Genomic DNA, 22,005 nt, shown 5'->3' on the forward strand with positions numbered 1-22,005 from the left:
ACCCCGCCCTCCCCAAAACCCCCCGGCCGGCCCGCCCCCCGCCCCGCCCCCGCCTCTTCTTTTACGTCACTTTTTACGTCACTTCTTGGCGGCCTCCGCCGCCTCCACGGCCTCCGCCCCGCCGAAGCGGCGGTCGCGCTGGGCGTACTCCAGGCAGGCCCGCCACAGGTCCCGACGGTCGAAGTCCGGCCACAGAACGTCCTGGAAGACCATCTCGGCGTACGCGCTCTGCCAGATCAGGTAGTTCGAGGTGCGCTGCTCGCCGCTGGGGCGCACGAAGAGGTCCACGTCCGGCATGTCCGGGTAGTACGTGTACTTCGCGAAGGTCTTCTCGTTGACCTTGGACGGGTCGAGCTTCCCGGCCGCCACGTCCTGGGCGATGCGCTGCGCGGCGTCCGCGATCTCGGCCCGGCCGCCGTAGTTGACGCAGAAGTACAGCGTCAGCTTGTCGTTGTCCTTCGTCTGCTCCTGGGCGACCTGGAGCTCCTGGACGACGGACTTCCACAGCTTGGGCATACGGCCCACCCAGCGGATACGGATGCCGAGCTCGTCCATCTCGTCACGGCGGCGGCGGATCACATCGCGGTTGAAGTTCATCAGGAACTTCACCTCGTCCGGCGAGCGCTTCCAGTTCTCGGTGGAGAAGGCGTAGAGCGAGAGGTTCTTGACGCCCATCTCGATGCACCCCTTGAGCACGTCCATGACGACGCCCTCACCGACCTTGTGGCCCTCGGTGCGGGGCAGACCCCGCTCCTTGGCCCAGCGGCCGTTGCCGTCCATCACGACGGCGACGTGCTGGGGCACCAGCTCGCCGGGGATCTTCGGAGGCGTCGCGCCCGAGGGGTGCGGCTCGGGGGTCTTGTACGTGCGCCGGTTACGGCCGCCGAGGATCCCGCGTACTGCCATGAGCTTCTCAGTCTCCCTGTGTCACTCTGTGTCACTTCTTTACGTACCGCAGCGTCACTTCTCGGCGCACCGCAGTGTCACTTCTCGACGTACCGCAGCGAGCGCAGCCCGCGCTCCAGATGCCAGTGCAGATAGGCGGACACCAGCCCGCTCCCCTCCCTGACATGACGCGCCTCGCACGCGTCCGCCGTCGCCCAGTCGCCGCTCAGCAGCGCGCTCAGCAGCCCCAGGGCCTGTGCCGAGGGTACGACGCTGCCGGGGACCCGGCAGTCACCGCATATGACGCCCCCCGCCGCGACGGAGAAGAACCGGTTCGGTCCCGGCATTCCGCACTTGGCGCAGTCCTCGAAGCTGGGCGCGTACCCGTTCACCGCGAGCGAGCGCAGCAGGAACGCGTCCAGGATGAGGTGGGGCGCGTGCTCGCCCCGGGCCAGGGTGCGCAGGCCGCCGACGAGGAGCAGGTACTGCTGGACGGCCGGCTCGCCCTCGTGGTCGGTGAACCGCTCGGCGGTCTCCAGCATCGCGGTGCCGGCCGTGTAGCGGGCGTAGTCGGCGACGATCCCGCCGCCGTACGGGGCGATCGTCTCGCTCTGGGTGCAGAGCGGCAGGCCCCGGCCGATCAGCTCGCTGCCCCGGGCGAAGAACTGCACGTCGACGTGGGAGAAGGGCTCCAGCCGGGCGCCGAACTTGGACTTGGTGCGGCGCACCCCCCGGGCGACGGCGCGGACCCGGCCGTGGCCCCGGGTCAGGATCGTGATGATCCGGTCGGCCTCGCCCAGTTTCTGCGTACGGAGCACGACGCCGTCGTCCCGGAACAAGCTCATGGGCCCATTGTCGCCCACACCCGGACGGGCGTTACGAGGGTGTGCGGGCGGCGGCGGCCAGCAGGCGGGCGGTGTCGTCGGCCGGGAGCTCCAGGGCGCTGCCGACCGTCGTCAGCACCTCGCGCTCGGCCTGGCTGTAGGGCCCGTCGGCGAGCGCGATCCTGGCCCCCTGGAGGAGGACCGACTCGCGGCCCGCGGTGGCCAGGTGCGGGGCGAGCGGGGCCAGCACCTCGTGCAGCTCGATGGCGAGGGTCGCGCCGCACGCCTCGGCCGCCGGGTCGGAGCGGCCGCCGTACCCGGTGTCGGCGGCGAGCACCTCCACCACGGTGTACAGCTGCTCCTGGGTGCAGTCGTCGAGCCCGGCGTCCCGTACGACCCCGACCGCGGTGTCCAGCACCGTACGGGAGGTGGTCCCGCCGGCCGCGAGGACGGCCAGGGTGACGGTGTGGACGGCCTCCCGGAGCATCGAGGAGAACCGGGTGGTGGTGGGGTGGTCCAGGGCCTCAGGGGCGAAGCGGGCGCGGCAGGCGGCGCACTCCACGACGGGGCCGGTCTCGCCCCGGCGGGCCAGCGGGATACCGAGGACGGTGAGCCTGCGGCGGCCGGTGAGGCGGCGGTAGTTGCGGTCGCCGCCGCAGCCGGGGCAGAAGAAGGCCCCGTCGCCGACGGCGTCCCAGACCGTGCGGATGCCGCAGAAGACCGGCCTCAGAGCGCGTTGTCCTTTGACTGGCCGCACGTCGCACACCTCCGTAACGCTCCGGCAACATTGCCGTGTGTTGGACGTGATGTTAGCCACATGCGCGAGGCGGCGTCAGTAGCCCGGAGGCCACAACCCTCGGAATATGGCCGAACCCCGACCGCCCGGGTGGGCGGTCGAGGCTCTGGGGCCGCTGCCTTACGGGGTCAAAGCGGACGTCCGTACGAGAGGGCGTCCGGCGGCGGTCAGCGGGAGGCGCGGTTGACCGCGGAGACGACCGCCTTCAGGGAGGCGCGGGTGGTGTTGGCGTCGATGCCGATGCCCCACAGGACCTTGCCGTCGATGGCGCACTCGATGTAGGAGGCGGCCTGGGCGGAGGCGCCCTCGCTCATCGTGTGCTCGGTGTAGTCCAGCAGCCGGGCGTCGATGCCGATGGCCTGCAGCGCTTCGAAGAACGCGGAGATCGGGCCGTTGCCCGTCCCGGTCAGCACGGTGTCGGTACCGTCCACGGTGGCCTCGACCGTCAGGGTGTCCCGGCCGTCGGTGTCGGTCGTGGTCTGACCCGAACGCAGCTGGATACGCCCCCAGGCGTTCTCCGGGTTCGGCAGGTACTCGTCCTGGAACGTGGACCAGATCTGCGCCGGGGTGACCTCGCCGCCCTCCGCGTCGGTCTTGGCCTGAATGATCCGGGAGAACTCGATCTGCATCCGGCGCGGCAGGTCCAGCTTGTGGTCGTTCTTCAGGACATAGGCGATACCGCCCTTGCCGGACTGCGAGTTGACCCGGATGACCGCCTCGTAGGAACGGCCGACGTCCTTCGGGTCGATCGGCAGATACGGCACCGCCCACTCGATGTCGTCGACCGTCTTCCCCCGGGCCGCCGCGTCCTTCTCCAGCGCGTCGAAGCCCTTCTTGATGGCGTCCTGATGGGAGCCGGAGAAGGCCGTGTAGACCAGATCGCCCGCGTACGGGTGACGGGGGTGGATCTCCATCTGGTTGCAGTACTCGCTGGTGCGGCGGATCTCGTCGATCTGCGAGAAGTCGATCTGCGGGTCCACCCCCTGCGAGAACAGGTTCATCCCCAGGGTGACCAGGTCCACGTTGCCCGTCCGCTCGCCCTGGCCGAACAGACAGCCCTCGATCCGGTCGGCCCCGGCCATGATGGCCAGTTCGGCCGCCGCCACCGCCGTACCCCGGTCGTTGTGCGGATGCACCGACAGGCAGACGAACTCCCGGCGCGACAGATTCCGCGACATCCACTCGAACCGGTCCGCATGCGTGGAAGGCGTCGAACGCTCCACCGTCGCGGGCAGGTTCAGGATGATCTCGCGGCCCTCCTCGGGCTGCCAGACGTCACAGACCGCCTCGCAGACCTCCAGGGCGAAGTCCAGCTCGGTGTCGGTGAAGATCTCCGGGCTGTACTGGTAGCCGAAGACCGTCTCGGGGCCCAGGATCTTCTCCGCGTACTCCATCACCAGCCGCGTCCCGTCCACCGCGATCTGCTTCACCTGCTCGCGCGAGCCCCTGAAGACGACGCGGCGGAAGGTGGGAGCGGTGGCGTTGTACAGATGGACCGTGGCCCGGCGGGCGCCGACCAGCGACTCCACCGTCCGCTCGATCAGCTCCTCGCGCGCCTGCGTCAGGACGGAGATCGTCACGTCCTCGGGGATCGCGCCCTCTTCGATGATGGACCGCACGAAGGCGAAGTCCGTCTCACCGGAGGACGGGAAACCGACCTCGATCTCCTTGTAGCCCATGCGTACGAGCAGATCGAACATCTCGCGCTTGCGGGCGGGGGACATCGGGTCGATCAGCGCTTGGTTCCCGTCACGCAGATCGGTGGACAGCCAGCGGGGCGCCACCGTGATCCGGTTGTCGGGCCAGGTGCGGTCGGCGATGTCCACGGCCTCGTAACCGCGGTACTTGTGGACCGGCATCCCGGACGGCTTCTGGAGCTGCGTCGCGTTGGTGATCGGCGTGGGGCGGCCGACGGCGTTGCTCGCGGGGTTCACGGGGGTCGTCATGACGTAGGGCTCCTCGGGGTCCGACTTGGGGTCGGCCGACGGTGTCGCTGCAGCACCAGACTCCGCGGGGAGGGGGTCGGCCTACGACTACAGGCCCTCGCCGCGGCAGCTAAGGAGAAGCAGCCCGAAACGCATGATGCGAAGAGCCTAGCCGAGGGTCGCCCGGGGTGTCGGTCCGTATCAGTATGCGGGACCGGGCATCGATGACGGGTAAACGGTGACTCATCACTCCATTTCGTCAATCATCGTCGCAACCAGTGACAGCGCCGTGACGGAGTGCCACAGTCGGTTCATGCACCCTCGAACCGACGAGGACGGGCTCAACCCTGTCTTCTGCACCATCGTGCCGCCCCACGTCCTCGACAAGCTGTCGCACTCCGGCGACGCCCGGCTGGCCGATCCGGCCCGCCGGACCCTGGAGGCCGACGGACTCCGCCGGAATCAGCGCCGTATGACAGCCCTCGCCGCCGCGCCCGCCACCCCCACGGCGGGCGCGGTCCCCGCCAAGCCCCACCGCACGCTGTACGACTGCGAGAACCGCACCTCCCTGCCCGGCCGCCGGGTCCGCGACGAGGGCGAGAAGCCCACCTCGGACGCCAGCGTCAACCGCGCGTACGCGGGCCTCGGCGCCACCTTCGACCTGCTGCTCTCCGCCTACGGGCGCAGCTCGATCGACGGCAAGGGCCTGCCGCTCACGGGCTCCGTGCACTACGGCCGCGAGTACAACAACGCGTTCTTCGACGGCGAGCAGATGGTCTTCGGGGACGGTGACGGGGAGATCTTCCTCGACTTCACCGTCGCCATCGACGTCATCGCCCACGAACTGGCCCACGGCCTGACCCAGTACACCGCCAACCTGCGCTACGAGGGCCAGTCGGGCGCGCTCAACGAGTCCGTCTCCGATGTCTTCGGCTCGCTGGTCAAGCAGTACTCCCTGGGCCAGAGCGCGGAGCAGGCCGACTGGCTGATCGGCGCCGGGCTGCTGGCTCCCCGGGTCAGCGGGGACGCCCTGCGCTCGATGAAGGCGCCAGGGACGGCGTACGACGACGATGTGCTCGGCAAGGACCCGCAGCCCGCCTCGATGGAGGAGTACGTCGAGACGGAGGAGGACAACGGCGGGGTCCACATCAACTCCGGCATCCCCAACCGCGCCTTCTACCTCCTGGCCACGGCCCTGGGCGGCAACGCCTGGGAGCGGGCCGGGCAGATCTGGTTCGACGTGCTGACCGGCGGCGAGCTGACGGCCACCGCGGACTTCGCGGAGTTCGCCCGGCTGACGGTCGCGGCGGCGGGGAGCCGCTTCGGGGAGCGCGGTGAGAAGGAGGCGGTCCTGAAGGCCTGGTCCGAGGTGGGGGTGCCGACGGCGGAGTGACCGGTGCGGGACCGCGGAGTCGGACCCGTGAGGTGGGCGTGACCTCCCCGGCCCCGTGCGGCGGGGTTGTGAGCGTTCACGGACGACCGTGCGGCGGGGTTGAGGGCCCGCCCGGCCCCGGCTAGACAGGACCCCATGCGTATTCAGGTCACCCGGACCGGCGGCTTCGCCGGTATCTCCCGTACTCAGGCGATCGACACCGAGGGCCGTCAGGACGCGGCGGAGTGGGAGTCGCTCGCCGAGAAGGTCCTCGCCACCACCCCGGACGCACCGCAGCCGTCCGGGGTGCCGGACGGATTCCGGTACCGGATCACGGTCGGGGACCGGACCGTGTACTGCGCTGACCCCGATCTGACCGGGGCCCAGCGCACGCTGGTCTCACGCGTCCTCAAGGAGGGCGCGTGAGACCAGCGCCTTCTTTTGAACGCGTCTAGAAGCCCAGCTTCCGCAGCTGCTTGGGGTCGCGCTGCCAGTCCTTGGCGACCTTCACATGCAGGTCGAGGAAGACGGGGGTGCCGAGCAGCGCCTCGATGTGCTTGCGCGACTTGGTGCCGACTTCCTTCAGCCGCTTGCCCTTCGGGCCGATGATGATGCCCTTCTGGCTGGGGCGCTCGATGTAGACGTTGGCGTGGATGTCCAGCAGCGGCTTGTCCGCCGGACGGTCCGTGCGCGGCAGCATCTCCTCGACCACGACGGCGATGGAGTGCGGCAGCTCGTCGCGTACGCCCTCCAGCGCGGCCTCGCGGATCAGCTCCGCGACCATGACCATCTCCGGCTCGTCGGTGAGGTCGCCCTCCGGGTAGAGCGGCGGGCTCTCCGGGAGCAGCGGGGCGATGAGGTCGGCGAGGAGGCTCACCTGCTGGTCCTTGACGGCCGATACGGGCACGATCTCGGCCCACTCGAAGCCCAGCTCCTCCGCGAGCGCGGAGACGGCGAGCAGTTGCTCGGCCAGCGCCTTGGACTCGACCAGGTCGGTCTTGGTGATGATGGCGATCTTGGGGGTCTTCCTGATCCCCGCGAGCTCCTTGACGATGTACTTGTCGCCCGGACCCAGCTTCTGGTCGGCGGGCAGGCAGAAGCCGATGACGTCGACCTCGGCCCAGGTGGTGCGCACCACGTCGTTCAGCCGCTCGCCGAGAAGCGTGCGCGGCTTGTGGAGGCCGGGGGTGTCGACCAGGATCAGCTGCGCGTCGTCACGGTGCACGATGCCGCGCACGGTGTGCCGGGTCGTCTGGGGGCGGTTGGAGGTGATCGCCACCTTCTGGCCGACCAGAGCGTTCGTCAGGGTGGACTTGCCCGCGTTGGGGCGGCCCACGAAGCAGGCGAAGCCGGCCCGGTGGGGGGAGGTGGTCTCCGTCTGCCGGGCAGCGGATTCTTGGTTCGGGCGAGCGCTCATGGCGACCATTCTCCCCGATCGCGACGGCGCTCCCGCACAGCGGTCCGGCCGGGGCACGCCGGAAAGCCGCACGGGACCGCCGCCGGACCGGCCTCGTCAGCCCGCGGTGACCCGCAGTCGCAGGGTGCCGTCCGGACCCGCGAGCAGCACCGGGGTCTCCGGGCCGCCCAGGTCCCGTACGGCCGCGCGGTCCGCGTCGGCGGGGGTCTCGGCGGCGGAGACCACGGCGGCGGCCTCCAGCGAGGTGGCGCCGCTGGCCACCGCCATGGCGACGGCGGTCTGGAGGGCGCTCAGCTTCAGCGACTCCAGCGCCACGGTGCCCGCCACATACGTACGTCCCGTCTCGTCCCGTACGGCGGCGCCCTCGGCCACTCCGTTGCGGGCGCGGGCGCTGCGCGCCAGGGTGACGATCTTGCGGTCCTCGGCGCCGAGGTCGGTGTTCTGCGTCATGAGCCGAGCATAAGGAAGGGGTCGGCCACTCGGAGCGGCCGACCCCTCACGAGCGGAGTCGCCCCCTAGAACCTGGCAATCACGTCCTCGATCCAGGCCTTGCTCTGGGGAACACTGGAGTAGTGGTTCGCACCTCCCCCACAGGATCGGTCCCCGGAGGAAAGAAGACCCACCTGGTACCGCTTGCCGTCCACAAGCTTGAACAGCGGCCCGCCGGAGTCACCGAAGCACACGTAGCCGTTGACCCCGTTGGTCCTGATCGCCTCGCCACCCCACGAGTCCGTCGAGGCGCCGGAGACCCGCTGTGTTGAACGTTTCAGATACGGCGACATCGCACAATTGAGGCACGTCTCGCCCCAACCGAAGGCATACGTCTCGGTGAAGAGCTTGGGGCCGGCGCTCGCCAGCCGAACCGGCTCCGCGTTGGCGGACCGGTTCAGCTTCAGCAACGCCACATCATGATTCGTCCGCACCTTTGTCAGTGAGACCTGAACCACTCCGCCGCCGGACGCGAGGTTCAGACTTTTCACTCGCACAGTAAGAGCGCCCGGCGGATGCTTGGTGTCATCGCGGCCGTCCCCGTTCTTGTCGTACATGACACAGTGCTTCGCCGTGAGCACCCAGCGGTTGTGAACGATCGAACCGGAACAGGCCGGTCTGTCGCCGACCATCACCAATGCCATGCCTCGCGATGACGTCGCTCGTGTACCACCGACGATCATCGGGGAAATCTCGTCGGCGGCTTCCTGCGACTCGGGATCGTCAGAACCGGCCGGAGCGCCGCCGCCCGTACCGAGCGCCCTGTCCGCCCCGGCGCTCGCCGCCTCGACGCCCACTGCGGGCGCCACCCCCGCACCGAGCACCAGCAAAGCACCCGATAACACCGCGACAATGGTTGATCTCGTGCGTTTCAGCACCTCTGTCCCCCTCCTGCAAGAGCCCACGCTCGTTGCGTATGCACACAACTTATTGACGAGGCATCATTCGCACAAGAGATCGAACGAGGTCGCGGATCAAGGCCTGTCCAGCCGCATCCGCTCCGCCTTCGGGAGGCCGGCGACCACCAGGTCGTAGGAGTCCTCGATCAGCTCGCGCAGCAGCTTGTCCGGAACGCCGGAGACGGTCACCGTGTTCCAGTGGCGCTTGTTCATGTGCCAGCCGGGCACGATGGCCGCCGGATGCTCCTCGCGGAGCCGTACCGCCTCGTCCGGGTCGCACTTGAGGTTGACCGTCAGCGGCTCCGCGTCCAGCGTGGTGAGGGCGAACATCTTGCCGAGCACCTTGAAGACCGAGGTCTCCGGGCCGAACGGGAACTCCTCCACGCTCGCGTTGAACTCCAGGCAGAAGGCGCGCAGCCGCTGAGGGGTCATTCCGTCTCCGTTTCCTTCTCCTCGGGCTCCACCAGCACCGTGACGATCTTGTTCCGGCGGCCGGCCGGGGACTCGGCGGTGAGCCGGAGCGTACGGCCGTCGGGCAGCTCGATCGCGGCCGACGCACCGGCGATCGGGACCCGGCCGAGCGCCTTGGCGAGCAGTCCGCCGACGGTCTCCACGTCCTCGTCGTCGTACTCGTCGAGCCCGAAGAGGTCGCCGAGGTCCCCGATGTCGAGGCGTGCGGTCACTCGGTAGCAGCCGTTCTCCAGCTTCTGGACGGGCGGCAGTTCGCGGTCGTACTCGTCGGTGATCTCGCCGACGATCTCCTCCAGGATGTCCTCGATCGTGACGATGCCCGCCGTGCCGCCGTACTCGTCGATGACGACGGCGACATGGCTGCGGTCCCGCTGCATCTCGCGGAGCAGGTCCCCGGCGTTCTTGGTGTCGGGGACGAAGGCGGCGGGGCGCATCGCGGTGGCGACCGGGTCGGCCTCGGAGTCGCGGTTGATGTGGGTCTTGCGAACCAGGTCCTTCAGATAGACGATCCCGACGATGTCGTCCTCGTTCTCCCCGGTGACCGGTATCCGGGAGAAGCCGGAGCGCAGGGCGAGGGTGAGGGCCTGGCGGACCGTCTTGAAGCGCTCGATGGAGACCAGGTCGGTGCGGGGCACCATGACCTCGCGCACCAGGGTGTCGCCCAGCTCGAAGACGGAGTGCACCATGCGGCGCTCGTCGTCCTCGATCAGCGACTCCGCCTCGGCGAGGTCGACCATGGCGCGCAGCTCGGCCTCGCTGGCGAAGGGGCCCTTGCGGAACCCCTTGCCCGGGGTGAACGCGTTGCCGATGAGGATCAGGAGCTGCGGGATCGGGCCCATGATCCGGGCCAGCGGGAGCAGCACGTACGCCGAGGCCGTCGCCGTGTTCAGCGGGTGCTGACGGCCGATGGTGCGCGGGGAGACCCCGATGGCGACATAGCTGACGAGGACCATCACGACCGTCGCGAAGGCCAGCGCCTCCCAGGTCTCCGGGAACTTCTGGAGGCAGACGTAGGTGACGAGCACCCCGGCCGACATCTCGCAGGCGACCCGCACCAGCAGCGCGACGTTGAGATAGCGCACCGGGTCGGCGGCGACCTGAGCCAGCTTCGCGCTGCCGCGCCGGCCGGCCCGGACCGCCTCGTCGGCCCGGAAGCTCGACGTACGGGCGAGACCCGCCTCGGCGCAGGCGGCCAGCCAGCCGATGACGACCAGCAGCACGGCTCCGGTGATCAGGGAGGCGATCACGAGACGGTGGGGGCGGGGGACGCGCCGGTGAGCCCGTGCTCACCGCGCCAGCCGTCCACGATGGCGGCCTGGAGGCCGAACATCTCGGCCTTCTCGTCCGGCTCCTCGTGGTCGTACCCCAGCAGGTGCAGCACTCCGTGGACGGTCAGGAGCTGGAGCTCCTCGTCCATGGAGTGCTGCGTCGGTGCCTCTTCGCCCTGCTTCTTCGCGACCTCCGGACAGAGCACGATGTCCCCGAGGAGTCCCTGCGGGGGCTCCTCCTCGTCCTTGGCCGGCGGACGGAGCTCGTCCATCGGGAAGGACATGACATCGGTCGGACCGGGGAGGTCCATCCACTGGATGTGCAGCTGCTCCATGGCGTCGGTGTCCACCACGATCACCGAGAGCTCGGACAGCGGGTGGATCCGCATCCGGGCCAGTGCGTAGCGGGCGATGTCGAGGATCGCCTGCTCGTCGACCTCGGTTCCGGACTCGTTGTTGACATCGATCGACATGGTGCGCTGCGGCTACTTCCCTTTACGGCGGTCGCGTCGGCCGTCTTCCCGGCCGTCCGCCTGACCGTCCTGCTGACCGTTTCGGCTGTCGTACTTCTCGTACGCGTCGACGATACGGCCGACGAGCTTGTGCCGGACGACATCCTGCGAGGTGAGACGGGAGAAGTGCACGTCGTCCAGGCCCTCCAGGATCTCCTGGACCTGCCGCAGCCCGCTCTTGGTGCCGCTCGGCAGGTCGACCTGGGTGATGTCACCGGTGATGACGATCTTGGAGTCGAAGCCGAGGCGGGTGAGGAACATCTTCATCTGCTCGGCGCTGGTGTTCTGCGCCTCGTCGAGGATGATGAACGCGTCATTCAGGGTCCTGCCCCGCATATATGCGAGCGGCGCCACCTCGATCGTGCCCGCCGCAATCAGGCGTGGGATCGAGTCGGGGTCGAGCATGTCGTGCAGGGCGTCGTAGAGCGGGCGCAGATACGGGTCGATCTTGTCGAAGAGCGTGCCCGGGAGGAAGCCGAGGCGCTCGCCCGCCTCGACGGCCGGGCGGGTCAGGATGATGCGGCTGACCTGCTTGGACTGGAGCGCCTGGACCGCCTTGGCCATGGCGAGGTACGTCTTGCCGGTGCCCGCGGGGCCGATGCCGAAGACGATCGTGTGCTGGTCGATCGCGTCCACGTACCGCTTCTGGTTGAGCGTCTTGGGGCGGATGGTGCGGCCGCGGTTGGAGAGGATGTTCTGGGTGAGCACCTCGGCGGGTGTCTCGCCCTGGGGGTCTCCCTCGCCGGTGCCGGCCGCCCTGAGCATGGCGATCGACCGTTCCACTGCGTCCTCCGTCATCGGCGCTCCGGTGCGGAGCACGAGCATCATCTCGTCGAACAGGCGCTGGATGAGGGCGACGTCGGCCGCCTCGCCCGTGGCGCTGATCTCGTTGCCCCGGACATGGATGTCGGCCGCCGGGAAGGCCTCTTCGATCACGCGCAACAGCGAGTCACCCGATCCGAGGAGCATCACCATGGGGTGTGCGGCCGGGATGCGGATCTGGGCACGCGCCTGCGGCTGTGTGGGTGTCTGAGTCATGGGCCGGCCCTCGGGCCTGCGCATACCTCCCGTTGCAGGGTTCTCGCTGCTCGACAACCTCTGGATCACCAAGCCTACGACTTGGCAGTGACAACGCAGAGTCCTTTTACCGGCCGTGTGTGCGAGGGGCGGTGCTTGCTCACTGGCGGAAGCCGATCGTGGGGACCGCGCGCCGCAGCGGCCAGGCGCGGGCCGTCGTGGGGAGCAGCTCCTCCAGGAACGCGTACCGCTCCAGGGCTGCGGGGTCCTGGTCCTCAAGGGTGCGGATGCGCTGCCACCAGGCGGCGATCTCGGCCCAGCCGGGGGCGGAGAGCGAGCCGCCGAACTCCTGGACCGAGAGGGCGGCGGTCAGCCCGGCGAAGGCGAGGCGGTCGGCGAGCGGCCAGTCGGCGAGGGTGCCGGTGACGAACCCGGCCACGAACACGTCCCCGGCGCCGGTCGGGTCGAGCGCCTCCACCTCGATGGCGGGCACCTGGGCGGCGGCCCCGGTCCGCCCGTCGACGGCGTACGCGCCCTCGGCGCCCAGCGTGACCACGGCGAGCGGGACACGTTCGGCGAGCGCGTGGGCGGCGGCGCGCGGACAGTCGGTACGGGTGTAGCGCATCGCCTCCTCGGCGTTGGGCAGGAACGCCTCGCAGTGCGCCAGGTCGGGCAGCGCGTCCAGGTCCCAGCGGCCGGTCTCGTCCCAGCCGACGTCGGCGAAGATCCGCGCGCCCTGCCGGGCGGCCGTGGCCACCCAGGGCTCGGGGCGGCCCGGCGCGAGGGAGGCGACGGCGGCACGGGCGCGCGGCGGACACTGCGGGAAGGCGGGGGCGGACGCCGCGGGGGCGTGGGCTGTGGAAGTGGAAGCAGCAGGGGCGGGGGCTGCCGGGGCCGGGGCCTCGTGGCCGTGGGAGACCATCGTGCGCTCGCCCTCGTACGCCATCGAGACAGTCACCGGGGAGTGCCAGCCCGGGACGGTGTGCGACATCGACAGGTCGATGCCCTCGCCCTGCTCGAGGGCGTCCCAGCAGTATTCCCCGTAGTGGTCGTCGCCGAAGGCCGCGGCGAGGGAGGTGTGCAGGCCGAGCCGGGCGAGCGCGGTGGCCATGTTGGCGACGCCACCGGGGCTGGAGCCCATGCCGCGGGCCCAGGACTCGGTGCCGCGCACGGGGGCGCTGTCGAGGCCGGTGAAGATGATGTCGAGGAAGACCGTGCCCGTCAGGAAGACGTCGCAGGCGGGGTCCTGCGGGGCGCGCAGCGCCCGCAGCGGGTCGATCCCTGGAGTGTCAGTGCTCACCGTGCGCTCCCCGGCGGTGCGGCAGATCTGGACAGTGTGAGATCCGGCCAGTCTGCCCGATACACGGACGCGGGCGGAGGTTCCCCGCCGATACGAGGGGCGCGGACGCGTCCACCCTGACCTGCATAAACATGCGCTACTACCCGGCCCCTGGACGCATAAACGCATAAGTGGCCCAGATCACAGCGAGGCGGCTTTCGGTCAGCCGGGAGCGCTTGATACAAATTGCCCCGCGAGCACGTTCGGGGACGTTGTCCGACGAGAGCCGCATTCTCTCTCATCTTCCCGAATCCCCGAATCTCCGCGCAACTCCCCTGATCTCACCGCGTTTCGCATTCTTTCGTCTGCCTCGCGTCGCCCTGGCCTGCCCTGCTCCGCCCTGGATCGCGTGGCACCCCCTCCCCCTCCCCCTGCCTGCTCAGGCATGTCTTCAGGAACGCCCATGTCCTCGCGCCCGCGCGCCGCGTGGCCTCTGGTCGCCGTCTTCACCGCCGGTTACCTCGCCTCCTATCTGCTCCCCACCGTCGTCGGGCGCCTCAGCGTCCATCTCGGGCTGAGTCCCGCGCAGGCGGGCCTGGTCGGCAGTGCTCTGCTGCTGAGCTCGGCGAGTGCCGGGTTCACGCTGGCGGGCCGGGTCGAGCGGTACGGGTCCCGCACCCCGGCCCGGATCGGTCTGGTGCTGGCCGTCGTGGGGTACGGCTGCGCCGCGCTGGCCGGGTCCGTACCGCTGGTGGTGGTCGGTGTCGTGCTCGGCGGCTTCGGCTCGGGCACGGCAACGGCGGTCGCGGCGGCCGGGATCGCCGCGCAGCGCGACCCGCACCGGACGTCCTCGCTCGGGCTGCTCAGCGTCTCCGCCACGGCGGGCGCCCTCTATCTGACGATCCCGCACCTCGGCGGCGGCCACCGGCTGCCGTTCGCCGCGATCGCCCTGGCCGCCCTGCTCGTCTGGCCCGCCACCGCCCGGCTGAACGGCCCCACCGCCCCCGAGGGGTCCGCCGCGCAGATCACCGGGCGGCTGCCGCACCGCCGCTCCGGTCTCGTCCTGGCGGGCGGGATGCTCGTCTGGTCCATGGCGCAGAACGCGCTCTGGGGCGTCAGCAGCCGCATCGGCTCGGTGCAGGCGGGACTCTCCGAGATCACCGTCGGCGCGGTGTTCGCCGCCGCACTCGGCGCGGGTCTGCTGGGCGTGACGGGTGCCGGGGTGCTCGGCGCGCGGCTCGGCCGGGCGGTGCCGATCGGGGTGGGGACCGTGGTCATCGCGGGGAGCATCGTGCTCACCTCCTCGGCCCGGGACCTGGAGTCGTTCGCGACCGGCGAGATCCTGTGGAACGGCGTCTACCCGGTGGTCCTCACCTACCTGATCGGCCTGGCCGCCTCCCTGGACGTACGCGGCCGCTGGGCGGTCCTGGCGGGCTCCGCCTCGTCCGTGGGGGTGGCGTGCGGCCCGCTCCTGGGCAGCGTGCTCTCGGAGGAGGCGGGCTACCCGGTGATGGGGCTGATCCTGGGCGCGGCCACCCTCCTGGTCGCCGCGCCGGTCACCGCCGTCGCCCTGCACACCGGCGGCCGTCCGCTGGTGCCCGGCTCGGTCCGCCGCCGGGGTGGCGCCCCGGCCGCCCTGCTGGCCGCCACCACCGGCAGCCTCTCCGGCGCGGTGCCGAAGCTCGGCTCACCGGAGCAGGCCGTCACCGAGCTCCGCGTACCGGCCCTGCGGCGCAGGCGGCTGGTGCGCAGCGCGATCCGGACGGCCGGTCCGGACGGCGGGCCCGGTCAGTCGAACGCGTACGCCTCGACCTCGGACAGGTAACGCGCCCGGCGCTCCTCGTCGTGGTCGAGGAAGGCCGCCTCGAAGGAGTTGCGGGCCAGGGTGCGCAACTGCTCCGGGTCCAGGGCGAGGGCGTCCCGTACTGCGTCGAAGTTGTCGCCCGCGTACCCGCCGAAGTAGGCGGGGTCGTCGGAGTTGACCGTGCAGAGGAGCCCGGCGGCCATCATCTCCGGCAGCGGGTGGTCCTTGAGCGTGTCCACTGTGCGCAGTCGTACGTTGGAGAGCGGGCAGAGCGTGAGCGGCACCCGGTCCGCGACCAGCCGCGCCACCAGCTCCGGGTCCTCCAGGCAGCGCAGCCCGTGGTCGACGCGCTCGACGCCGAGGATGTCCAGGGCCTCCCGGATGTACTCCGGCGGCCCCTCCTCCCCCGCGTGGGCCACCTTGCGCAGCCCGAGGGCGGTGGCCGCCTCGTACACCGCGCGGAACTTGGCGGGCGGGTGGCCGACCTCGGCGGAGTCCAGGCCGACGGCGCTGATCCGGTGCAGGTAGGGACGGGCGGCATCGAGGGTGCCGAGGGCGGCTTCGGCGGAGAGGTCGCGGAGGAAACACAGGATGAGCTGGGTGGAGATGCCGTGGGTCTCCTCGCTGCGCTCCAGGGCCCGGCTCAGCCCCTCGATGACCGTGCCGATCGGGATGCCCCGGGCGGTGTGGGCCTGCGGGTCGAAGAAGATCTCGGCGTGCCGGACGCCCTGGGCGGCGGCACGGGTGAGGTAGGCGTCGGCGAGTTCGGTGAAGTCCTCCTCCGTACGCAGCACGGCCATGAGCGCGTAGTAGAGGTCCAGGAAGGACTGGAGGTCGTCGAACTGATAGGCCCTGCGCAGCTCTTCGGTGGTGGCGTACGGCAGGGTCACCCCGTTGCGTTCCGCGAGCGCGAAGGCGAGCTCGGGTTCGAGGGTGCCTTCGATGTGGAGGTGGAGTTCTGCCTTGGGGAGGTGCACGGTGTCTCGCAAACGGTGGTGCTGGGTGGGTTTCACAATGGTGGTGCCGGGTGGTTCACAACGGTGGTGCCGGGTGGGTTTCGCGACGGTGCTGGTGGGTTCAGTGATGCCGGTGACGGGGAGGGAGCGGGACCCGGATCAGGTCCTGCGCCACGGTGAGTTCGCCGTCGAACCCGGCCGCGCGGGCCTGGGTCTCGAAGAGTTCGGGGTCGCTGTAGCGCTGCGAGAAGTGGGTCAGCACGAGGTGGCGTACGCCCGACTCCTTCGCCACCCGGGCGGCCTGTCCGGCGGTCAGGTGGCCGTGGTCGGTGGCCAGCTTCTCGTCCTCGTCCAGGAAGGTCGACTCGATGACGAGCATGTCGCAGCCCTCGGCGAGCGCGTACACCCCGTCGCAGAGCCGGGTGTCCATGACGAACGCGAACCGCTGCCCGCGCCGGTGCTCGGAGACCTGCTCCAGCGTTACGCCGCCGAGGCTGCCCGCACGCTGGAGGCGGCCGACGTCCGGTCCGGCGATCCCGTGCTCCTTGAGGAGGGCGGGCAGCATGCGGCGCGTGTCGGGCTCGGTGAGGCGGTAGCCGTAGGACTCGACGGGGTGCGAGAGCCGGTGGCTGTCCAGGGTGTACGAGGCCGTGGCGGCGAGGACCCCGCCGGTTCCGGCGACCGGGGTCTCGGTCAGCTCGACGGTCTCGCGGTAGGCGGTGGCGTACCGCAGCCGGTCGAAGAAGTGCTGCCCGCTCACCGGGTAGTGGGCGGTGACGGGGTGCCGGACCTGGTCCAGGTTGATGCGCTGGATCACCCCGGCGAGCCCGAGGGAGTGGTCGCCGTGGAAGTGGGTGACACAGATCCGGTCGATGTCGTGCGCGGCGACCCCGGCCCGGAGCATCTGGCGCTGGGTGCCCTCGCCGGGGTCGAAGAGGATGCCCTCCCCGTCCCAGCGCAGCAGATAGCCGTTGTGGTTGCGGTGCCGGGTGGGGACCTGGCTGGCGGTGCCGAGCACCACCAGCTCGCGTACGGACATGGGGAAACGCTCCTGCTGTGCTGCGGTGGGTGCGGTGCGGTGCGCGGGAAGGGTTATCGGGAAGGGTTATCCGGGGGGCCACTGGAGGCCGCGGCCTCCGAGGACGTGGGCGTGCGCGTGGAAGACGGTCTGGCCAGCGCCGGAGCCCGTGTTGAGGATGATGCGGTACCCGCTGCCGTCCACCTTCTCGTCGGCGGCGACCGCTCCGGCCTCGCGCAGCACGTCGGCGGCGATCTGCGGTTCGGCGGCGGCGAGGGACGCGGCGTCCGGGTAGTGGACCTTGGGGATGACCAGGACGTGGGTCGGGGCCTGCGGGTTGATGTCGCGGAAGGCGACGGTCGTGTCGCTCTCGCGAACGATGGTCGCCGGGATGTCTCCCGAGACGATCTTGCAGAACAGGCAGTCGGTCTGCGGCTCTCCCGCCATGGCCGGGCCTCCTCGTCGCGTGATTCAGCAGGGTCGCTGGTGATCAGTGCGGTCGCTGGTGATCAGTACAGGTGCATGCTAACGCCGGGGGCCCGGCGCCGACGGCGGTCCGGCCGACGGGGCGCGGTTCAGCGCCTGCGCGGGCGGTCGAACCAGATCGTCAGGAGCACCGGTATGAGGCCGGTCCAGAACAGCACCTGCGGTATGCCGCGTTCGCTCCACGGAACCAGGGCGATCACGACGGCGAGCAGCGTCCCCCAGACGGCCTGGGCGAGCACCAGGCGCGCCCAGAACATCCGTCTCAGCAGGGACTGGAGGGTGAGCCGGACTCCGCTGCGGAGCTTGCGGTAGCGCAGCAGGGCACCCAGGCCCCAGGCCAGCGCCATCAGGAACAGCGCGTAGAGGCGCATGCCGAGCGGTATCGGCAGCTCCTTGGGCGTCTCGCCCTCGGTGGGGAAGAGGTCGATGAAGGCGCCCGCGATACAGAGGCTGAGCACGGCGAGCCAGCGGGTGCCGCGCAGCATCCGGAAGACCGTCAGGTCCAGCTTGGCGCGCAGCAGCGCGGAGTCCGGTTCGGCGGCGAGCCCGTCGGCGTACGCAGCGGCCTTCGCCGGAAGCCGGATGCCGGGGGCGGCGGCCTGCTGGGCGGCGAGCTCCTGCCGCGCCCAGGTGCTGTCGGGGTCCAGCCGCAGGGCCTCGGCCACCGCGAAGCGCTGGGCATCGTGGCGGCCCGCCAGCAGGGAGTACTTCCACAGCCCCCGGTAGACGTCCGGCTCCTCGGGCGCCAGCCGGACCGCGTGCTCGGCGATGGCGAACGACTCCGGCCAGCGCTCCTGCCAGGCGGACACCGCTTCGGCCAGGGTGATGTGGGTGGCCCAGGACTCGGGGCGGAGCCGGACCGCCTCCTGGGCGGCGGCGAGCGCTTCGTCCCGGCGGCCGGTACGGCGCAGCCCGTACGCGCGGACGATCAGGGCGTCGTAGTCCTCCGGGGCGATCCGCAGGGCCTCGCCGGTCGTACGGATCACCTCATCGAACTCCCGCAGCGCGAGGTGGCACCGGGCGAGCTGGACCCAGGCCGCGCCGTCCTCGGTGTCCTCCGCGAGCCTGCGGGCCAGCAGCTCCTTGGCATCGTCGTCGCGGCCCAGTGCGTGGAGGGCCTCGGCCTGCTCGGTGAGCGGGTGCTGAGTCGTCACAGGCGGCGCTTCTTCTTGAGGTAGGCGAGCAGATCGTCGTAGGAGCCGCCGTCGTTGGCGAACATGGCGACGTTGCGCGCGGTGGCGAACCAGGGTTCGGTCGAGGGCCGTACCGCCTTGGCGGCGGCCAGCAGGTCCTTCATGTTGATCATCCGGACCGTGCCGGTGCGGGCCGAGTCGAGCAGCGCCGTCTCGGACGCGGACTCGCAGAGGTGGGCGAGGTCGGCGCCGGAGAAGTCCTCGGTGGCCTTGACGAGCTTGCCGAGGTCGACGGATTCGATGGGCCGTTCGCGCAGGTGGTAGCGGAGGATCGCCTCCCGTGCGGCGGCGTCGGGCGGCAGGACGAGCAGGGTGCGGTCCAGGCGGCCGGGGCGGCGCAGCGCTATGTCCACGTCCCAGGGGACGTTGGTGGCGGCGAGCACGAAGACGCCCTCGTTGGCGCCGTCGACGCCGTCGAGCTCGGTGAGGAGCTGGTTGACCGTGTTGCGCATGCCGCTGGTGACCGTACGGCTGCGCTTGGCGCCGAGTGCGTCCAGCTCGTCGAGGAAGACCACGCAGGGGGCCAGTCGGCGGGCGGTCTCGAAAACCTCGTGCATGTTGCGCTCGGAGTTGCCGATCCACATGTCGAGGACGTCGTTGACCGAGACCGAGAGGAAGCGGGCGCCCAGCTCGCCCGCGACGGCGCGGGCGATGAACGTCTTGCCGCAGCCGGGCGGGCCGTAGAGGAGGAGTCCGCCGCGCAGGCTCTTGCCGAAGAGCCTGCGCAGTTCGGGGTTGCGCATGGGGGCCAGGAAGGCCGCTTCGAGGCGCTCCTTGACCTCGTACATCCCACCGACGTCGGCGAGGCGCAGCGTGGGCGCTTCGGCCTCCCACGCCGTGGCGTCCCCGGGGTCGCCGCTGCCGTCCACGGTCAGCGCTTCGGGGGTGGTGCCGGAGGACGGGACCGGGGCGGAAGGGTGAGGCGGGGCGGAGGGGTGGGGCGGGGCGGAGGGGTGAGGCGGGGCGGAGGGGTGAGGCTGCGGGGCGGAGGGGTGAGGCTGCGGGCCGGGCGGCGCGGACGGCAGGAAGCGCGGCGGGACCACGTCCTTGATCTCGTCCTCGGCGGATCTCCAGTCGAACCCGCCCGCCGGGGCGGGGACTTCGGGAGCCTCGCCGCTGCCGGGAGCGGGGACTTCGGGGGCGGAGCCCGGCTGCGGCAGACCCATCGCCCGCATCATCAGCCCCCGCGCCGCCTCGTCCCCCGGTGCGTGCTGGAGCGCCACCGCGGCCTGGGCGACGGCCGCTTCGGCCCGGCCCTCGCCGAGCAGCAGCTCGGCCAGGTGCAGGCGCAGGGGTACGTCCGCGGGGGCCGCGTCGACGGCGGTGCGCAGGCTCGTGATCAGAGGCGACTCGTTGGACATGACTTCACTCTACGTAACGCCACTGACAGCCGGTCCCGGGGTACGGAACAACCCGCCCGTCAGGCCCCGTTCACCCCCAGCACCCCGTTCACTCCAAGCACCCCGTTCACCCCCAGCGCCCCGTCCGCCCCAGCAGCAGCGCGGTCGCGGCCGTCCCCGCCGTGGACGTACGGAGCACGCTGCGGCCCAGCCGGTACGGGCGGGCGCCCGCCTCGGCGAAGGCGGTCAGCTCCTGCGGGGAGACCCCGCCCTCGGGGCCGACCACGAGCACGATCGAGCCGGTGGCGGGGAGTTCGGCGGTGGCGAGGGGGGTGCTGTCGTGGTCGCGGTCCTCGTGCAGGACCCCGGCGAAGTCGGCACCGGCCAGCAGGGCGGCGACCTGCTTGGTCGTCATGGCCTCCGCCACCTCGGGGAAGCGCACCCGGCGGGACTGCTTGCCCGCCTCCCGTGCCGTACTGCGCCATTTCGTCAGGGCCTTGGCGCCCCGGTCGCCCTTCCACTGGGTGATGCAGCGGGCGGCCTGCCACGGCACGATCGCGTCGACACCGGTCTCGGTCATCGTCTCGACGGCCAGTTCGCCCCGGTCGCCCTTGGGGAGCGCCTGGACGACGGTGATCCGGGGCGCGGGCTCCGGCTCCTCCTGGACGGCATGGAGAGCGACCGTCAGCCGGTCCTTGCCCTCGGCGGCCCGGACGACGCCCTCCGCCCAGTGGCCGAGCCCGTCGGTGAGGACGACCTCCTCGCCGGGCTCCAGCCGCCTGACCGACACCGCGTGCCGCCCCTCGGGGCCGTCGAGGACGAACTCCCCTCCGGTGGGCATCCGTTCGACGACGAAGACCGGTGCGGTCACCGGGGGCTCCTCATGCTCAGGGCCGTACGGGCGGCCTCCAGTTCGGCGGCGAGCAGCTCGATCAGCTCGCCGACGGGCAGTTCGCGGGCCATCCGGTGCCCCTGCCCCGCCCACAGGGCCATGCCCTGGGCGTCCCCCGCCTTTGCGGCGGCCTGGCGCAGCCCGGTGGTCAGGTAGTGGACCTGGGGGTAGGCGGCGGGGGCGTACGGGCCGTGTTCGCGGACGAAGCGGTTGACCAGGCCGCGCGCGGGCCGCCCGGAGAAGGCGCGGGTCAGCTCGGTGCGGACGAAGAGCGGGTTGGTCAGGGCCTGCTTGTGCAGCAGGTGGGCGCCGGACTCGGGACAGATCAGGAAGGCGGTGCCGAGCTGGGCGGCGTCCGCGCCCGCCGCGAGGACGGCGGCGATCTGGGAGCCGCGCATCAGGCCGCCCGTGGCGATGACCGGGATCTGGACGGTCTCGCGGACCTGGGTCACCAGGGTGAGCAGCCCGGTGCCGGTGTGGTCGGCCTGCGGGTCGTCGCGGTGGGTGGACTGGTGGCCGCCCGCCTCGACGCCCTGGACGCAGACGGCGTCGGCGCCCGCCCACTGGGCGCCCTGGGCCTCCTCGGCGGAGGTGACCGTCACGATGGTGTACGTCCCCGCCTTGGCGAAGGCGTCCAGCGTGTCGCGGGTGGGGCAGCCGAAGGTGAAGGAGACCACCGGAACGGGGTCCTCCAGCAGGATGGCGACCTTCGCCTCGTACCCGTCGTCGCCGCTGCTGTCGGGGTCGCCGAGCGGGGTCTCGTACCAGGCGGCCTCTCCGGCCAGCTGGTGGCGGTAGACCTCGACGGCGCTGGGGTCGGCGAGCGCGGGCTGCGGCATGAAGAGGTTGACGCCGAACGGCCCGCCGGTGAGCCGACGCAGCTGTTTGATCTCGTTGTACATGCCGTCCGCCGTCTTGTACCCGGCGGCGAGGAACCCGAGCCCGCCCGCCTCGGCGACGGCGGCGGCGAGCTGAGGTCCGGAAGCGCCGCCCGCCATGGGGGCCTGCACGATCGGATACCGGCAGAGATCGGTCAACGCGGAGGACATGACCGCATCGTGCCACGTCCGCCGCACAGGGCCGAATCAGCCAAGCGTCCGGCGTGACCGGTTCTCCCGCCGAACGCCGCACCGCCCTCCGGTACGGGACCGGAGGGCGGTGC

The 22,005-nt window shown here is 71.0% G+C and carries 22 protein-coding genes; 3 read left to right on the forward strand and 19 right to left on the reverse strand.

Going from position 1 to position 22,005, the window contains the following annotated elements; genetic code table 11:
• Positions 1–78: 78 nt before the first annotated feature.
• From ACFW9Z_RS02095 to leuA, 4 genes are all read right to left on the reverse strand, one after another.
• On the reverse strand, positions 79–906 hold the full coding sequence (locus ACFW9Z_RS02095; protein WP_384632890.1) for an isoprenyl transferase: 828 nt from the start codon (positions 904–906) through the stop codon (positions 79–81).
• A 77-nt stretch (positions 907–983) separates the two neighbouring features.
• A complete protein-coding gene (gene recO / locus ACFW9Z_RS02100) occupies positions 984–1,730 on the reverse strand; it encodes a DNA repair protein RecO (protein WP_015608421.1) in 747 nt (248 codons plus the stop codon).
• Between the two features lie 31 nt (positions 1,731–1,761).
• Positions 1,762–2,466: a TerB family tellurite resistance protein gene (locus ACFW9Z_RS02105; protein WP_384632895.1), complete on the reverse strand. Its 705-nt coding sequence runs from the start codon at positions 2,464–2,466 to the stop codon at positions 1,762–1,764.
• 206 nt (positions 2,467–2,672) lie between these two features.
• Positions 2,673–4,451 (reverse strand): 2-isopropylmalate synthase, encoded by a 1,779-nt coding sequence (gene leuA, locus ACFW9Z_RS02110; protein WP_384632898.1) that lies wholly within the window; start codon positions 4,449–4,451, stop codon positions 2,673–2,675.
• Between the two features lie 292 nt (positions 4,452–4,743).
• Here leuA and ACFW9Z_RS02115 point away from each other — a divergent pair, with 292 nt between their 5' ends.
• On the forward strand, positions 4,744–5,823 hold the full coding sequence (locus tag ACFW9Z_RS02115) for a M4 family metallopeptidase (RefSeq protein ID WP_384632901.1): 1,080 nt from the start codon (positions 4,744–4,746) through the stop codon (positions 5,821–5,823).
• A gap of 135 nt (positions 5,824–5,958) precedes the next feature.
• Positions 5,959–6,228 carry a protealysin inhibitor emfourin gene (locus ACFW9Z_RS02120; protein WP_384632904.1) on the forward strand — a complete coding sequence of 90 codons (270 nt, stop codon included), beginning with the start codon at positions 5,959–5,961 and terminating at the stop codon, positions 6,226–6,228.
• A 25-nt stretch (positions 6,229–6,253) separates the two neighbouring features.
• Here ACFW9Z_RS02120 and era read toward each other — a convergent pair whose 3' ends face one another.
• The 8 genes from era to ACFW9Z_RS02160 form a co-directional block, all read right to left on the reverse strand.
• Positions 6,254–7,228, reverse strand: coding sequence for a GTPase Era (era, locus tag ACFW9Z_RS02125; protein ID WP_384632907.1), 975 nt, complete (start codon positions 7,226–7,228; stop codon positions 6,254–6,256).
• Between the two features lie 87 nt (positions 7,229–7,315).
• Positions 7,316–7,669, reverse strand: coding sequence for a cytidine deaminase (locus ACFW9Z_RS02130; RefSeq protein ID WP_384632910.1), 354 nt, complete (start codon positions 7,667–7,669; stop codon positions 7,316–7,318).
• Between the two features lie 65 nt (positions 7,670–7,734).
• Entirely contained in the window at positions 7,735–8,586 is an 852-nt protein-coding gene (locus ACFW9Z_RS02135; RefSeq protein WP_384632913.1) for a S1 family peptidase, read from the reverse strand.
• A gap of 96 nt (positions 8,587–8,682) precedes the next feature.
• Positions 8,683–9,039: an MmcQ/YjbR family DNA-binding protein gene (locus ACFW9Z_RS02140; RefSeq protein ID WP_384632916.1), complete on the reverse strand. Its 357-nt coding sequence runs from the start codon at positions 9,037–9,039 to the stop codon at positions 8,683–8,685.
• Positions 9,036–10,325, reverse strand: coding sequence for a hemolysin family protein (locus ACFW9Z_RS02145; protein WP_384632919.1), 1,290 nt, complete (start codon positions 10,323–10,325; stop codon positions 9,036–9,038). Before ACFW9Z_RS02145 ends, ACFW9Z_RS02140 begins: the two co-directional genes overlap by 4 nt.
• Positions 10,322–10,819, reverse strand: a complete 498-nt coding sequence (gene ybeY / locus ACFW9Z_RS02150) for an rRNA maturation RNase YbeY (RefSeq protein WP_109165754.1) — start codon at positions 10,817–10,819, stop codon at positions 10,322–10,324. The genes ACFW9Z_RS02145 and ybeY overlap by 4 nt, the downstream gene beginning before the upstream one ends.
• Positions 10,820–10,831: 12 nt before the next feature.
• Complete coding sequence (locus ACFW9Z_RS02155) at positions 10,832–11,896, reverse strand: PhoH family protein (RefSeq protein WP_384632924.1); 1,065 nt, start codon at positions 11,894–11,896, stop codon at positions 10,832–10,834.
• A 139-nt stretch (positions 11,897–12,035) separates the two neighbouring features.
• Positions 12,036–13,175 (reverse strand): carbohydrate kinase family protein, encoded by a 1,140-nt coding sequence (locus tag ACFW9Z_RS02160; protein WP_384632927.1) that lies wholly within the window; start codon positions 13,173–13,175, stop codon positions 12,036–12,038.
• Positions 13,176–13,617: 442 nt separating this feature from the next.
• Here ACFW9Z_RS02160 and ACFW9Z_RS02165 point away from each other — a divergent pair, with 442 nt between their 5' ends.
• Complete coding sequence (locus tag ACFW9Z_RS02165; RefSeq protein ID WP_384632930.1) at positions 13,618–14,979, forward strand: MFS transporter; 1,362 nt, start codon at positions 13,618–13,620, stop codon at positions 14,977–14,979.
• On the opposite strand, the gene ACFW9Z_RS02170 is transcribed toward ACFW9Z_RS02165, so the two are convergent.
• From ACFW9Z_RS02170 to ACFW9Z_RS02200, 7 genes are all read right to left on the reverse strand, one after another.
• Complete coding sequence (locus ACFW9Z_RS02170) at positions 14,943–15,935, reverse strand: adenosine deaminase (RefSeq protein WP_384633369.1); 993 nt, start codon at positions 15,933–15,935, stop codon at positions 14,943–14,945. The genes ACFW9Z_RS02165 and ACFW9Z_RS02170 overlap by 37 nt on opposite strands.
• A 100-nt stretch (positions 15,936–16,035) precedes the next feature.
• Entirely contained in the window at positions 16,036–16,953 is a 918-nt protein-coding gene (locus tag ACFW9Z_RS02175) for a ribonuclease Z (RefSeq protein ID WP_384632933.1), read from the reverse strand.
• A 66-nt stretch (positions 16,954–17,019) separates the two neighbouring features.
• Complete coding sequence (locus tag ACFW9Z_RS02180; protein WP_384632936.1) at positions 17,020–17,379, reverse strand: histidine triad nucleotide-binding protein; 360 nt, start codon at positions 17,377–17,379, stop codon at positions 17,020–17,022.
• Between the two features lie 128 nt (positions 17,380–17,507).
• Positions 17,508–18,572, reverse strand: coding sequence for a tetratricopeptide repeat protein (locus ACFW9Z_RS02185; protein WP_384632939.1), 1,065 nt, complete (start codon positions 18,570–18,572; stop codon positions 17,508–17,510).
• Positions 18,569–19,972, reverse strand: coding sequence for an ATP-binding protein (locus ACFW9Z_RS02190; RefSeq protein WP_384632942.1), 1,404 nt, complete (start codon positions 19,970–19,972; stop codon positions 18,569–18,571). Before ACFW9Z_RS02190 ends, ACFW9Z_RS02185 begins: the two co-directional genes overlap by 4 nt.
• A gap of 106 nt (positions 19,973–20,078) precedes the next feature.
• Positions 20,079–20,822: a 16S rRNA (uracil(1498)-N(3))-methyltransferase gene (locus ACFW9Z_RS02195; RefSeq protein ID WP_384632945.1), complete on the reverse strand. Its 744-nt coding sequence runs from the start codon at positions 20,820–20,822 to the stop codon at positions 20,079–20,081.
• Positions 20,819–21,892, reverse strand: a complete 1,074-nt coding sequence (locus ACFW9Z_RS02200) for a nitronate monooxygenase (RefSeq protein WP_384632948.1) — start codon at positions 21,890–21,892, stop codon at positions 20,819–20,821. The genes ACFW9Z_RS02195 and ACFW9Z_RS02200 overlap by 4 nt, the downstream gene beginning before the upstream one ends.
• Positions 21,893–22,005: the final 113 nt, after the last annotated feature.

It is taken from the genome of Streptomyces sp. NPDC059452 (genome assembly GCF_042750035.1).
Taxonomy (GTDB): Bacteria; Actinomycetota; Actinomycetes; order Streptomycetales; family Streptomycetaceae; genus Streptomyces.